The following is a 13,417-nucleotide window of genomic DNA, read 5'->3' on the forward strand; positions in this document are numbered from 1 at the left end:
GGTGGGCGTGGGTTTGGGCCGGAGGGCACCAGAGGCGCTGGCCGGGCGGGGGCGAACGGGCTTCCGATGGGTGGCGGCGGTGGTGGTGGGGGCGCGCGGGGAGAGGATGACCTTGAGCGGTCGGCTCCCGGGTACTTGGTGGTGCCGGACCCAGAGGCGTTGTTCGGGTCCGACGCGGTCACCGCTCCCCCGGTCATCGGTGAGTAGGCCTTGCTAGACCAGCCGTTGGTGGTGTCCGCGCGCGGGTTGGGGCGGGTGGTTCGCGGGGCGGAGTTGGGTGAGCTGCACATCGCCCTAGCGCAGGCCGCGGTGTGGGTGCCGCAGCATGAGGAGCGGGCTGCGGAAGCCGCGGCGATGGCGGAGTTGGCCGGGTTGGGGAAGGTCGACGGGCGTGGGCGTATCGACCCGGACTTGCTGGCCACGGTGAGCCTGTTGTGCAGGCCGCGGACCGAGTTCTACGGGTGGATCACCAGTGGGGACCGGACGATCGGGATCTTGGCCGCCGCGAGCGGGCGGGACGCGGTGCTGGCCGTGCGGGTCGACGGGTCCATCCACTTGCGACAGATCAGCCCGGACCGGTTGCCCGATGCCTTGGTGGAACAGGTGCCGGATGTCCGGCCGGGCCAAGGGCAGGCGTTCACCGTGTCGCCGCCCGAGCCGTCGGTCAGGCAGTACACCAGCAAGGGTGGCGGCTCGCCGGAAATCGCTTTGGCGCAACGGATCGCGGAGTTGCCCACGACCGGCGGGGGTCAGTTGTCCGTCGCCGTGCGGGACCAGTCCAACCGGCGGTCCGCGGCTCCCCACCCGTTGCGGTACGCCGATTCCACGCGCGGCAGGTGGTTGAACCACACCCTGCCCGGGAGCCGGGTGGTGATCGCCCCGGCGGGCAAGGCCGATCTGGTCAAACGGCTCAAAGACCTGCACCGAGCCCTGATCTGATCCGAGAAGTCGTCCGCCGTTCACGCCGACTTCATGTCGAGTGCGCGCGAAACGGCGTCCTACCCGTGGCCGAGCCGGGATCATCGGTCAGGTGGGGAGGGGCGCATGAAACGTCGGATCAGCATCGGTCTTGCCGTCGTGTTGCTCGCGGCGGTGGTGGTGGCGATCATCTTCGGGTCCGGGGGTGACGAGGCGGAGCCGGGGCAGCAGGCCGCGGTGGTGCGGGGTGTCGGCGGGTCGGAGAAGGCCGCGTTCTTCGCCGATCCCCGGGTAGTCGCGGTGTTCGGCAAGCACGGGCTGAAGGTGGAGTTCGACTCCGCCGGGTCGCGGCAGATCGCGACGACGGTGGACCTGGGGCCGTACGACTTCGCGTTCCCCTCGTCGCGCCCAGCGGCCCAACGGATCAAACAGGACAAGAAGGTCAACAAGGTCTACACGCCGTTCCGGTCCCCGATGGCCGTGGCGACCTTCACGCCGATCGTGGACCTGCTGTCCGCGCAGGGCGTCGTGCACAAGGGCCTCGGCGAGTACCAGGTGCTCGACATCGAGAAGTACCTGGCGCTGACCGGTACCCGCTGGGACCAACTGCCCGGCAACACCGCCTACCCGGTGCGCAAGAACGTCCTCATCACGACCACGGACCCCCGCAACTCCAACTCCGCGGCCATGTACCTGGCGCTGGTGTCGCACGTGCTCAACGGCAACCAGGTCGTCGCCACGCCGGAGGCCGAGGCGAAGGTCCTGCCCCCGGTCGTCAAGCTGTTCATCGACCAGGGGTACACGCAGAGCAGCAGCGAGGGCCCGTTCGAGGACTACCTGGCGGCGGGCATGGGCAAGGCTCCGCTGGTGTTCATCTACGAGTCGCAGTTCCTGGACCGCCAGGTGCGCGGTGACGGCTCGATCCGGCCGGACATGCGGCTGCTCTACCCGCAGCCCACGCTGCTGTCCGAGCACACCCTGGTGCCGCTCAAGGGCCAGGGCGGCCGGGTCGGCGAGCTGCTGAGCACCGATCCGGAGCTCAAGCGCCTCGCCGCCGAGTTCGGGTTCCGCACCGACGACCCCCAGGCGTTCCTCGACCTGCTCGCCGACCGCAAGCTCTCCGCGCCCGCCGACCTGCTCGCCCAGGCCGAAGTGCCCAGCTACGAGACGTTGGAGCGGCTGCTCAACGAGATCGCGAAGTACTACCGGTGACCGAGATCGCGTTGACGCCACCGGATCCCGTCGACCCGGTGCCGCTCGACCGCGCCGCCGGGCTGGTCCCGGTCGACGACCCGACCCGCGAGGCCGCCGAGGGCAGGGCCGACCGGTTCGCCACCGAGCTGGCCGCGCTCGACCCGCGTTCCCCCGACTTCGCCGACAAGGTCGACGAGGTGCTGTCGGTCGGCGAGGCGGACATGCGGGTGGCGGCGGGCATCGCGACCGCGTTGCTCGACCGGTCGGTGGACGCGCTGGCCACCGCGCAGGGCAGGCGGTCCGGTCCGGAGCAGCGGATCACCACCAGCCTCGCCGACCTGCGCCACACGATCGCGGAGCTGGACCCCGGTGCCGCGCCGCGCAAGCTGTTCGGCCTGATCCCGTTGAGCGGCAAGCGTTTGCTCCACCGGTACCAGGCCGCGAACACCCCGATCAACCTGCTCGTCGGCGACCTGCGCACCCGCCAGGACCAGTTGCGCCGGGAGAACGCCTCGATCAAGGGCGAGCGCGCCCGGCTCTGGGCGAACATGGGCCGCTTGGCGGAGGTGGCGGTGTTCGCCGAGGCGTTGGACGGCGCCGTGGACCGGCAGGCCGGGGTGCTCGACTACGCCGACCCGGCGGCGGCGACCTCGCTGCGCGCCGACGTCCTTCTCCCCGTGCGGCAACGACATCAGGACGTCCTGACCCAGCTCGCCGTCTGCGCCCAGGGCTACCTCGCGCTGGACCTGTTGCGCCGCAACAACGACGAGCTGATCCGCGGTGTCGAACGCGCCTGCACGACCACCGTCGCCGCGCTGCGGATCGCGCTGATCGTCAGCGGTGGCCTGGCCAACCAGCGCGCGGTGCTCGACGAGATCGACGCGCTGCGCGGCACCACCGACGAGCTGATGCGGGCCAACGGGACCCTGCTCGAGCAGCACACCGGCGAGATCCAGCGGGCCGCGGGCGATCCGGCGGTCGGGGTCGCCACCATCCGCACCTCGTTCGACCAGATCCTGCACGCCATCGACGCGGTGGACGAGTTCCGGGCGGGGGCCACCAAGAACATGGCGACCACCGTCGCCGCGCTCACCGGGGAACTGCACCGCTCGCGGGACCACCTGCGCCGCTCGCACGACACCGAGACCGGGGGAGAATCATGAAGCGGGTCATCGCCACCGTCCTGGCCGTCGCGGCGGTCGTGTCCGGCTGTTCGTCGGACCCGGAGGAGAAACCGGCCAGCCCGGCGGAAGCGGGGAAGCTGCGGGTGCTCGCGGGCAGTGAACTGGCCGACTTGAAGCCGGTGCTCGACAAAGCCGCGCAGGTGACCGGTGTGCGGGTCGAGTTCACCTTCAGCGGCACCATCGAGGGTTCGGAGACCATCGCCAGCGGCAAGGCGGACGGCCGGTACGACGCGGTCTGGTTCTCCGCGAACCGCTACCCGCAGGCGATCCCCGACGCCGCGCGCAGGCTCGGCGCCCAGGCGAAGATCATGACTTCGCCGGTGGTGCTCGGGTTGGCCAAGTCGAAGGCGACCGAACTCGGCTGGGTGGACAAGCCGGTCTCGTGGAGCGACATCGCGAAGGCGGCGGCGGAGAAGCGGTTCAGCTACGGCATGACCGACCCGTCCGCGTCCAACTCGGGCTTCTCCGCCCTGGTCGGCGTCGCGTCCGCGTTGGCTGGCACCGGGTCGGCGATCAGCGCGGCCGAGGTCGGCGCGGTGAAGCCGCAGCTGAAGGGCTTCTTCGCGGCCCAGGCGATGAGCGCGGGGTCCTCGGGCTGGCTCTCGGAGGCCTACCAGCGGCGGGCCACCGGCGAGGACCCGGGCGCCAAGATCGACGGCCTGATCAACTACGAGTCGGTGCTGCTCTCGCTCAACGCGGGCGGCAAGCTGCCCGAGCCGCTGGCGCTGATCTACCCCAGCGACGGCGTCGTCACCGCCGACTACCCGTTGACCGCCCTCAAGGACGCCCCCGAGCACGCGCGCGCCGACCACAAGAAGCTCACCGAGTACCTGCGCACCCCGGACGTCCAGCGCGACATCATGTCCCGAACCCACCGCAGGCCTGCGGTCCCGGGCGTCGAACTCGGCAAGGACTTCACCGCGCAGACCCTGGTCGAGCTCCCGTTCCCGGCCACCGAGCAGGCCTTCGACGCGCTGCTGATGGCCTACTTCGACGAGATCCGCCGCCCGGCGCGCACGGTCTACGTGCTCGACGTGTCCGGCTCGATGGAGGGCGAGCGGATCGAGAAGCTGCGCGGCGCGCTGGTCGGCCTCACAGGTGCGAACAACGACCTGGTCGGCCGGTACCGGCGCTTCCACGGCCGCGAGGAGGTCACGTTCATCCCGTTCAGCGGCGAACCGCAGCAGCCCGTCACCTTCACCCTGCCGGAGACGAACCAGCAGGCCGAGCTCGACCGGATCAAGCAGACCGCCGAGGGCCTGGAGACCGAGGGCGGCACGGCGATCTACTCCAGCCTGGAGCGCGCCTACCAGCACCTGGGCGCCCAGCCGGACGACGGCCGGTTCACCTCGATCGTGCTGATGACCGACGGCGAGAACAACAGCGGGCTCGACCACGCCGGGTTCCAGCGGGCGCAGCAGCAGCGGTCGGGGCGGCTCAAGGGGGTGCCGGTGTTCCCGGTGCTGTTCGGCGAGGGCAACAAGGGCGAGATGGAGGACGTGGCCAAGCGCACCGGCGGCAAGGTGTTCGACGCGCGCGACACCGACCTGCAGAAGGTGTTCCGGGAGATCCGTGGCTATCAGTGACGGTGTCGTCCGCTACCTCGGCTCGACCAAGAACCTGGTCGGCTGCGTCGCTGGGCTCGGCGGGGTCGGCCTGCACCTGACCGGTTTCGCGGGCGCCTACTGGCTGCCGGTCATCGGCGGGCTGTACCTGGTCGGCGCGCTGGCGGCGCCACCGGAACGGGTGCGCCTCGCGGTCGACCCGGCCATCGCGGCGTCACGGCTGCGGTCGGACCTGGCCGCGCTGCTGGCGAAGGTGCGGGCCGAGGCCAAGCGGATGCCCGACGGCGCGCTCGACCGGCTCGACCACATCGGCGAGGTGCTCGACGCCGTGCTCCAGCGGCCGGAGGAGTTGGCGGCCGACCCGGAGACCTCCCACGGGGTGACCCGGCTGGTGCGCGTCGACGTCCCGCTGGCAGTCGAGACGTACCTGAACCTGCCGTGGTGGATCGGCGTGGCCAAGCGGTCCGGCGCACGATCGGCCGCCGGGGAACTGGCGGCGCAACTGGAACTGCTCGAGGTGGACGCCGAGAACGTGGCATCCCGCTTCTTCGCCGACGACCTGCGCAGGCAGTCCGATCACACCCGGTACCTGGAGGACCGCGCGGAGGACTAGCACCGGCTAGCCGCGGAGCACCTGCAGGTTGTTCATCGCCGAGGCGAGGTCGCCGACGACTCGCGCCTCGATCCCCTCCGGTAGCTCGCCGGAGTCGGGTGGGATCAGCGCCTTGGTGAACCCCAGCCGCATCGCCTCGGCCAGTCGGGCGCGGACCCCGGAGACCCGCCGGACCTCCCCGGCCAGCCCGACCTCGCCGAGCACGACCAGGTCGGGTGGCAGCGCCACGTCCCTGGCGGCGGTCGCGACCGACAGGGCGATGGCGAGGTCGGCCGCGGGTTCGGCGATCTTCATGCCGCCGACGGTCGCGGTGAACACGTCCGCGTCGCCGAGCCGGATGCCGCCGCGCCGCTCCAGCACAGCCAGCACCATCGCGACCCGCGCGGAGTCCAACCCGGACACCGCGCGGCGCGGCGTGCCCAGGTGCGACTTGGCCACCAGCGACTGGACCTCGCCGAGCAGCGGCCGCTTGCCCTCGACCGCGACCGTCACCGCGGTACCGGCGACCCCGGTGTCGCGCCGGTTGAGGAACAGCCCCGACGGGTCCGGGACGCCGACGATGCCGCTCTCCACCAGCTCGAAGCAGCCGACCTCGTCGGCGGGTCCGAACCGGTTCTTGACCCCGCGCAGCAGCCGCAGCATGGAGTGCCGGTCGCCCTCGAAGTGCAGCACGACGTCCACCAAGTGCTCCAACACCCGGGGACCGGCGATCGAGCCCTCCTTGGTGACGTGCCCGACCAGCAGCACCGGCAGCCCGCGCTCCTTGGCCAGCGCCACCAGGGCGGCCGTCACCGCGCGCACCTGCGTGACCCCACCTGGCGCGCTGTCCACCGCGGGCGAGGACATCGTCTGCACCGAGTCGACCACCAGCAGCCCCGGCCGAACCGCGTCCACGTGCCCGAGCAGCGCCGAGATGTCGCTCTCGGCGGCCAGGAACATCGACTGGTGCACGTTGCCGGTGCGCTCGGCCCGCAACCGGACCTGACCAGCGGACTCCTCACCGGTCACGTACAGGGTCGGGCCGTACTCGCCGTCACGCGCGGCCCAGCGGTAGGCGACCTCCAGCAGCAGCGTCGACTTGCCGACGCCGGGCTCACCGGCCAGCAGCACCACGGCACCGGGCACCAAGCCGCCACCGAGCACCCGGTCCAACTCCGGGACGCCGGTCTGGCGGGCCTTCGCCGCCTCGATGTCGACCTCGGCGATCGGCCGGGCGGGCGAGCTGGGGGCACCCGCGGCCACCTTGACCCGAGGTGCGCCGACCTCTTCCAGGCTGCCCCAGGTCTGGCACTCCGGGCAGCGGCCGAACCACTTGGCCACCGTGTGCCCGCAGTCGGCACACCGGTAGCTGGACTTGCTCACCACGGGGAGATCACCACGGCCCGCAGGCTAGCGCCGCGCACCGACAAGTACCGCCGCGCACCGACAAACACCGCCGCGCGACAAGCGCCGGGATCAGTGCTCGCCCGCGTGCTCCTCGCGCGGCCCGTTCGGGGCGGCGATGGGCAGGTTGACGGTGACCGGACCGGCCTTCTCGAACACGAAGGTCACCGGCACGTTCTTGCCCGGGTACAGCTTCTCCGACGCGCCCTTGAGCACGATCTCGAGCGTGCCGAGCGCCAGCTTCGTGGTGGTCGTGGTCGGCGTCACCGAGGTGGGCGCGACCGAGGCAGACGTGCTGCTCGGGGCACCGGAGGTGGGCTTGGCCGCCGAGGTGGCCGAGGTCGGCGCGGCCGAGCTGGTCGAGGTCGGCGTCGGGGTGGTCGGCGCGCTGGACTTCTTGCCTGCGGTCTCCTCACCGGCCTTGCCGACGACGAGCGCGAACCCGCCGGGCAGGTTGGTGTCCCCCGCGACCTCGACGTCGGCCGCCAGCGGGCTGGTGACCTCGAGGAGCTTGTCCGCGGTGCCGCCGACGTTGACGATCGTCAGCGACAGCGGCGCGTCGGCGCCCTCGGCGTAGTAGCCGGACTTGGGGTAGGCGAGCACGGCGTCGCGCACCGCGATCTGGCCGGTCTGCGCGAGCGCGCCGTTGACGGCGGGCAGCTGCGAGTCGGTCTGGGTGATCTGGCCCGAGCTGCAGCCCGCGGTCACCAGTACCGCTGCGACGCCGAGGCCCAACACGGCCGGGGCGAGGCGCGGCCTGCCGGTCGGGTTCTGCTGTGCACGGCTCACGGGTGCTCCTGCGTCGCTAGCGGACTTTCACCTACCGGCTCAGGAGCCTAGCCGGGGCGCGGTCCCCGGTTGCGGCGTGGGCGGACAATCACCCCCGGGTGTCACCACCGTCACGTCCGCGCCCCGGTCCACAGTGGAACAGGCGGCCCGCCGAGATCGACTTGCGCGCCCACCGCGCCCCGCCACCCGGCTGAGTACGCGCCACCCGCGCTTGTCAACCCCCGGCCGTTCCCTGATGTGGCCCTTGACCTGCACAGACGTTCAGCGCCTCATCTCCTGGTCAGTGGGACTCGTGTTAAGCTGGGAGCAGCGAAAGGGGCAGAGGACACATGGTTTTCAAGGTCGGAGAGACCGTCGTCTACCCGCACCACGGTGCCGCACTCATCGAAGCGATCGAGACCCGGGTGATCAAGGGCGAGGAGAAGAAGTACCTCGTCCTCAAGGTCGCGCAGGGTGACCTCACCGTCCGCGTCCCCGCAGACAACGCCGAGATCGTCGGTGTGCGGGACGTCGTCGGTCAAGAGGGCCTCAACCGCGTGTTCGACGTGCTGCGCGCACCGCACACCGAGGAGCCGACCAACTGGTCGCGTCGGTACAAGGCCAACCTTGAGAAGCTCGCCTCCGGCGATGTGAACAAGGTGGCCGAAGTGGTGCGAGACCTCTGGCGGCGGGAGAAGGATCGCGGCCTGTCCGCTGGTGAGAAGCGGATGCTGGCCAAGGCGCGGCAGATACTGGTCAGCGAGTTGGCGCTGGCCGAGGGCACCGACGAGGACAAGGCCGAGGTCCTGCTGGACGAGGTTCTGGCCACCGCCACCGTCTAGCCCCCTGGCAGGTTCGACAACAGCACGTCCCGACCGGGCCGTCCGGCGGATCGCCCGACTGAGACATGCATGACACCCCCACCGGACAGCAGCGACCCGACCGCCCTCCCCGAGCAGGCTCGCGCCGTGGCCATCGTGCCCGCCGCGGGTCGAGGCGAACGCCTCGGCTTCGGGGTGCCCAAGGCGTTGGTCCCGGTGCGCGGGACCGCTCTGCTCACCCATGCCGTGCGTGGCCTGCTCAACGCGGGCTGCGTGCGGCATGTCGTGGTCGCGGCCCCGCCGAGCGAGGTCGAGTCGACCGCCGCGCTGCTGCGCACCGAGGGCCTGGCGGCGGACGTAGTGCCTGGTGGGGCCGACCGCACGGAGTCCGTCCGGCTCGCCCTGCGGCACGCTACCAAGGTCATCCCGGACGCCCGCGTGGTGCTGGTGCACGACGCCGCCCGCTCGTTCACCCCGGCCGAGGTCATCCGCGCGGTGGTCGCGGCCGTTGCGGCGGGGGCACCGGCCGTGGTGCCGGTCCTGCCCATGGCCGACACGGTCAAACAGGTTGATTTCGGGGGTACGGTGCTCGCCACCCCTGATCGAGCCGCGCTGCGCGTGGTGCAAACCCCGCAGGGCTTCGACCTGGATACCCTGACCAGGGCGTATGCCGAGGCGGGCGATTCCGCGACGGACGACGCGGGCCTGGTCGAGAAGATCGGCATACCCGTGGCGACCGTCCCGGGACACGCTTATGCGATGAAAATCACAACCCCCTTTGACCTGGCGATTGCCGAATTCATCTTGTCCCGGGAAGAGGCGCAGTGAGGGTCGGGATTGGTACCGATGTTCACCCGATCGACGTAGACCGCGAGTGCTGGATCGCGGGTCTGCACTGGCCCGGTGTGCCCGGCTGCGTCGGTGACTCCGACGGCGACGTCGCCGCGCACGCCCTGTGCGACGCGCTGCTCTCGGCCGCCGGGCTCGGCGACCTGGGCGCGGTGTTCGGCACCGGCGACCCGCGCTGGGCGGGTGCGCACGGGACCACGCTGCTGGCCGAGGTGCGGTCCAGGGTCGAGGCGGCCGGGTGGCGGGTGGGCAACGCGGCGGTCCAGGTGATCGGCACCGAGCCCAAGGTCGGCAAGCGCCGGGCCGAGGCGCAGGACGCGCTGTCGGCGGCCGTCGGCGGGCCGGTGTCGGTGTCGGGCACCACGACCGACGGGCTCGGGCTGACCGGGCGGGGTGAGGGCGTCGCCGCGGTGGCGACCGCGCTGCTCCTGCCCGTCGAGGTCATACCCGCTGAGGCCGTACCCGCTGATCAGGGCGTTCCCGCGGGTTGAGCGGACTTCGGCCACCGCACGTAAGTTCCCTGGCATGGGATCACCTCTGTCCGAGGGCGCCAAGGCCCTCCTCGACGGCGCGAACTTCGCCACCCTCGCCACGCTGAACCCCGACGGCAGCCCGCAGACCTCGGTGCTGTGGATCCGCCGCGACGGCGACGACGTGCTGCTGTCCACGGTGGCGGGCAGGCAGAAGGAGAAGAACCTGCGCCGCGACCCCCGGGTCAGCGTCACGGTCTACGCCAAGGACAACCCGTACAGCTACATCGAGGTCCGCGGCGCCGCCGAGCTCACCACCGAGGGCGGCGACGACCTGATCAACGAGCTGTCCGAGAAGTACACCGGCAAGCCCTACTCCGGGGACAGCCCGGACACCGTGCGGGTCGTGGTGCGCATCACACCGGAGCGGGTGACAGGCCACGCCTAGCGACCTCTAGCGTGGACGCCGTGGTCATCCGCGGCGTCCTGCTGGACTTCTCCGGGACTCTGTTCCGCCTGGAACCGGGTCCCGGCGCTGTCGACGGCCTGCGCACCAGCGACGGCGGCGCGCTGACCGCCGAGCGCTACGCGGACCTGCTCGCGCTGATGACCGTCCCGACCGGCGTCCCCGCGCACCTGCCCGCCGACCTGCACGACTCCTGGCACCGCCGCGACCTCGACCCCGAGGTGCACCGCGCCGCCTACCAGGCCTCCCTCGCGCACCCCGAGCTCGGACTCGCCGAGGGTGTCGCCACCCGGCTCTACGACCTGATGCTCGCGCCGTCGTCGTGGCGGCCGTACCCGGACACCGCCGCCGCGCTGCGCCTGCTGCGCGCGAGGGGCATCCCGGTGGCCGTGGTCAGCAACATCGCCTGGGACCTGCGGGAGACGTTCGCGCACTGGGACCTGGCTGACCTGGTCGACGAGTTCGTGCTGTCCTACGCCGTCGGCGTGGTGAAGCCCGACGCCAAGACCTTCGAGATCGCCTGCGAGCGGCTCTCGGTCACACCCGCCGACGCGCTGATGGTCGGCGACAGCGCGGAGGCCGACGGCGGCGCCGCGCGGACCGGTTGTCGGTTCGAGCGGGTGGAGCCGCAGGCGACCGCGACCCGCCACGACGCGCTGCTCGGCGCGTTGCGCGCACACGGGATCACGGACTAGCGCCAAGCCAGAACACCCCGGTCACCACCGGTGAGGCAAACCGGGCACGGGTGAGCTGTGCGTTACCCGTACCATTTCCCCCAGTCAACGCTGTGCTCCCACCAGGAGATAGTCGTGTCCCTGCACATCTACGACAGCGCGAGTCGCACCTCGCGCCCGTTCGCGCCGCTGGTACCCGGGATCGCCTCGATCTACGTCTGCGGTGCGACGGTGCAGGGCGTCCCGCACATCGGGCACGTGCGCAGCGGCCTCAACTTCGACGTGGTGCGCCGCTGGCTGGCGCACGGCGGTCTCGACGTGCGGCTGGTCCGCAACGTCACCGACATCGACGACAAGGTCCTGACCAAGGCGGGCGACGCGGGCAGGCCGTGGTGGGAGTGGGCGGCCACGCACGAGCGGGCCTTCGACTCCGCCTACGACGCGCTCGGCTGCCTGCCGCCGTCGGTGTCGCCGCGCGCGACCGGGCACGTGACGCAGATGGTCGAGCTCATGCAGCGGCTCATCGACGGTGGTCACGCCTACGCGGCGGGCGGTGACGTGTACTTCTCCGTCGCCTCCTACCCCGCCTACGGCGAGCTGTCCGGCATCAAGGTCGACGAGGTCCAGCAGGGCGAGTCGGCGGCGCAGGGCAAGGCGGACCCGCGCGACTTCACGCTGTGGAAGTCCGCGAAGCCGGGCGAGCCGTCGTGGCCGACGCCGTGGGGTGCCGGGCGGCCGGGCTGGCACCTGGAGTGCTCCGCGATGGCGCACACGTACCTGGGCGCGGCGTTCGACATCCACGGCGGCGGCATCGACCTGGTGTTCCCGCACCACGAGAACGAGCAGGCGCAGTCGCGGGCGGCTGGCGACGGGTTCGCGTCCTACTGGATGCACAACGCGTGGGTCACCATGAGCGGCGAGAAGATGTCGAAGTCGCTGGGCAACGTGGTGTCCATCCCGGAGATGCTCAACCGGGTCCGCGCGCAGGAGCTGCGGTACTACCTGGTCGGCCCGCACTACCGGTCGACCATCGAGTACTCGGAGACCGCGCTGGAGGAGTCGGTGCGCGCCTACCAGCGGGTGGAGACGTTCCTGCGCAAGGTCGCGCAGCGCACCGGTGTCGTGGCGCCCGGCGGGGTGAGCGCGGAGTTCGCTGGCGCGCTCGACGACGACCTGGCCACCCCCGCCGCGCTCGCGGCGGTGCACAACCTGGTGCGGCAGGGCAATACCGCGTTGGACGCGGGCGACGACACCGGGGCGCGCGAGGCCGCGGCGTCGATCCGGGCGATGACCGGGGTGCTCGGGCTCGACCCGCTCTCGCCCCGGTGGGTCGATGGCGCCACGGCCGACACCGGTCTGCGCCAAGCGCTCGACGCGCTGGTGTCGGACCTGCTCGAGGACCGGGCGCGGGCGCGCAGCGAGCGGGACTTCGCGCGCAGCGACGCGATCCGGGACCGCCTGCTGAGCGCGGGCGTCGCCGTCGAGGACACCCCCGGCGGTCCACAATGGACATTGAAGGACGGCTGAGGTGGCTGGCAATTCCCAGCGCAAGGGCGCGATGCGCAAACCGGGCAGCAAGAAGGGCGCTGTGGTCGGTTCCGGCGGGCAGCGGCGCAGGGCGCTCGAGGGCAAGGGTCCGACGCCCAAGGCGGAGAACCGGCCCGGCCACGTCGCCAACCGGCGGGCAGCCGCCATCGCCAAGCGCGCGGCCAAGACCCAGGACAAGGGCGGCAACGAGCTCGTCGCGGGCCGCAACCCGGTGGTGGAGCTGCTGCGGTCGCAGGCCCCGGCGACCGGCCTGTACGTCGCGATCGGCATCGAGGCCGACGACCGGGTCGCCGAGTCGGTCCGCCTCGCGGCCGACCGGGGCATCTCGGTGCTGGAGGTCTCCCGCCCCGAACTCGACCGGCTGACCGCGGGCGCCATGCACCAGGGCCTGGCCCTGCAGGTGCCGCCGTTCGAGTACTCCCACCCGGAGGACCTGCTCGACGCGGCCAGGGCCACCGGCGAGCCCGCGCTCATCGTGGCGCTCGACGGCGTGACCGACCCGCGCAACCTGGGCGCCGTCATCCGCTCCGCCGCCGCCTTCGGCGCCAACGGCGTGCTGCTGCCGCAACGCCGCAGCGCGGGCATGACAGCGGTCGCCTGGCGCACCTCCGCCGGTACCGCCGCCAAGCTCCCGGTCGCCGTCGCGGTCAACCTCACCCGCCAACTGCGCGCGTTCGCCGAAGCAGGCCTGATGATCGTCGGCCTCGACGCCGACGGCACCATGGAACTCGACGAACTCGAACTCGCCACCTCCCCCCTGGTCGTCGTGGTCGGCTCCGAAGGCCGCGGCCTCACCCGCCTGGTCCGCGAAGCCTGCGACGCCACCGTCTCCATCCCGATGGCAGCCGGTGTCGAATCGCTCAACGCCTCGGTGGCCGCGGGGGTCGTGCTGGCCGAGGTGGCGCGCCGCCGCCGCGCGGCAGGCCGGATCTAGCCCTAGCTCTAACCCACAAAGGACCCCGCC

General features: G+C 71.8%; 14 protein-coding genes. 12 read left to right on the forward strand and 2 right to left on the reverse strand.

Annotation, left to right across the window (positions count from 1 at the left end; translation table 11 throughout):
* Positions 1 to 255 precede the first annotated feature (255 nt).
* From LV79_RS02810 to LV79_RS02830, 5 genes are all read left to right on the forward strand, one after another.
* Positions 256 to 939 (forward strand): ESX secretion-associated protein EspG, encoded by a 684-nt coding sequence (locus tag LV79_RS02810; RefSeq protein ID WP_253831705.1) that lies wholly within the window; start codon positions 256 to 258, stop codon positions 937 to 939.
* A gap of 105 nt (positions 940 to 1,044) precedes the next feature.
* The gene (locus LV79_RS02815; protein ID WP_253831707.1) at positions 1,045 to 2,130 is read left to right on the forward strand and encodes a hypothetical protein; all 1,086 of its coding nucleotides are present in this window, start codon (positions 1,045 to 1,047) and stop codon (positions 2,128 to 2,130) included.
* Positions 2,127 to 3,275, forward strand: a complete 1,149-nt coding sequence (locus LV79_RS02820; protein WP_253831709.1) for a toxic anion resistance protein — start codon at positions 2,127 to 2,129, stop codon at positions 3,273 to 3,275. Before LV79_RS02815 ends, LV79_RS02820 begins: the two co-directional genes overlap by 4 nt.
* Complete coding sequence (locus LV79_RS02825) at positions 3,272 to 4,882, forward strand: VWA domain-containing protein (RefSeq protein WP_253831711.1); 1,611 nt, start codon at positions 3,272 to 3,274, stop codon at positions 4,880 to 4,882. Before LV79_RS02820 ends, LV79_RS02825 begins: the two co-directional genes overlap by 4 nt.
* Complete coding sequence (locus LV79_RS02830) at positions 4,869 to 5,474, forward strand: hypothetical protein (protein WP_253831713.1); 606 nt, start codon at positions 4,869 to 4,871, stop codon at positions 5,472 to 5,474. Before LV79_RS02825 ends, LV79_RS02830 begins: the two co-directional genes overlap by 14 nt.
* 6 nt (positions 5,475 to 5,480) lie before the next feature.
* On the opposite strand, the gene radA is transcribed toward LV79_RS02830, so the two are convergent.
* Together radA and LV79_RS02840 are read right to left on the reverse strand one after the other, a co-directional pair.
* On the reverse strand, positions 5,481 to 6,839 hold the full coding sequence (gene radA, locus LV79_RS02835) for a DNA repair protein RadA (RefSeq protein WP_253831715.1): 1,359 nt from the start codon (positions 6,837 to 6,839) through the stop codon (positions 5,481 to 5,483).
* A gap of 90 nt (positions 6,840 to 6,929) precedes the next feature.
* A complete protein-coding gene (locus tag LV79_RS02840; RefSeq protein ID WP_253831717.1) occupies positions 6,930 to 7,646 on the reverse strand; it encodes a copper chaperone PCu(A)C domain-containing protein in 717 nt (238 codons plus the stop codon).
* A 329-nt stretch (positions 7,647 to 7,975) separates the two neighbouring features.
* Between LV79_RS02840 and LV79_RS02845 the strand changes: the two genes are divergently transcribed.
* The 7 genes from LV79_RS02845 to rlmB all read left to right on the forward strand — a co-directional run bounded on the left by LV79_RS02845 (position 7,976) and on the right by rlmB (position 13,387).
* Positions 7,976 to 8,467 carry a CarD family transcriptional regulator gene (locus LV79_RS02845; protein ID WP_018682461.1) on the forward strand — a complete coding sequence of 164 codons (492 nt, stop codon included), beginning with the start codon at positions 7,976 to 7,978 and terminating at the stop codon, positions 8,465 to 8,467.
* A 69-nt stretch (positions 8,468 to 8,536) separates the two neighbouring features.
* Positions 8,537 to 9,274 (forward strand): 2-C-methyl-D-erythritol 4-phosphate cytidylyltransferase, encoded by a 738-nt coding sequence (gene ispD, locus LV79_RS02850; protein ID WP_253831719.1) that lies wholly within the window; start codon positions 8,537 to 8,539, stop codon positions 9,272 to 9,274.
* The gene (ispF, locus tag LV79_RS02855) at positions 9,271 to 9,786 is read left to right on the forward strand and encodes a 2-C-methyl-D-erythritol 2,4-cyclodiphosphate synthase (protein WP_253831721.1); all 516 of its coding nucleotides are present in this window, start codon (positions 9,271 to 9,273) and stop codon (positions 9,784 to 9,786) included. The genes ispD and ispF overlap by 4 nt, the downstream gene beginning before the upstream one ends.
* Positions 9,787 to 9,820: 34 nt before the next feature.
* Positions 9,821 to 10,213: a PPOX class F420-dependent oxidoreductase gene (locus LV79_RS02860; RefSeq protein ID WP_253831722.1), complete on the forward strand. Its 393-nt coding sequence runs from the start codon at positions 9,821 to 9,823 to the stop codon at positions 10,211 to 10,213.
* An 11-nt stretch (positions 10,214 to 10,224) separates the two neighbouring features.
* Entirely contained in the window at positions 10,225 to 10,926 is a 702-nt protein-coding gene (locus tag LV79_RS02865) for an HAD family hydrolase (protein ID WP_253831724.1), read from the forward strand.
* Between the two features lie 114 nt (positions 10,927 to 11,040).
* Positions 11,041 to 12,432 carry a cysteine--tRNA ligase gene (gene cysS / locus LV79_RS02870; RefSeq protein ID WP_253831726.1) on the forward strand — a complete coding sequence of 464 codons (1,392 nt, stop codon included), beginning with the start codon at positions 11,041 to 11,043 and terminating at the stop codon, positions 12,430 to 12,432.
* Position 12,433: 1 nt separating this feature from the next.
* Complete coding sequence (gene rlmB / locus LV79_RS02875; protein ID WP_253831728.1) at positions 12,434 to 13,387, forward strand: 23S rRNA (guanosine(2251)-2'-O)-methyltransferase RlmB; 954 nt, start codon at positions 12,434 to 12,436, stop codon at positions 13,385 to 13,387.
* The last annotated feature ends 30 nt before the right edge of the window (positions 13,388 to 13,417 follow it).

Origin of the sequence: Actinokineospora globicatena (assembly GCF_024171945.1) — a bacterium.
GTDB lineage: Bacteria > Actinomycetota > Actinomycetes > Mycobacteriales > Pseudonocardiaceae > Actinokineospora > Actinokineospora globicatena.

What these genes read in the sequence shown, in the direction of transcription:
- LV79_RS02860 (WP_253831722.1), top strand. Translation starts at nt 9,821, where the DNA reads ATGGGATCACCTCTGTCCGAGGGCGCCAAGGCCCTCCTCGACGGCGCG.
- LV79_RS02825 (WP_253831711.1), top strand. Translation starts at nt 3,272, where the DNA reads ATGAAGCGGGTCATCGCCACCGTCCTGGCCGTCGCGGCGGTCGTGTCC.
- LV79_RS02815 (WP_253831707.1), top strand. Translation starts at nt 1,045, where the DNA reads ATGAAACGTCGGATCAGCATCGGTCTTGCCGTCGTGTTGCTCGCGGCG.
- LV79_RS02845 (WP_018682461.1), top strand. Translation starts at nt 7,976, where the DNA reads ATGGTTTTCAAGGTCGGAGAGACCGTCGTCTACCCGCACCACGGTGCC.
- ispD (WP_253831719.1), top strand. Translation starts at nt 8,537, where the DNA reads ATGACACCCCCACCGGACAGCAGCGACCCGACCGCCCTCCCCGAGCAG.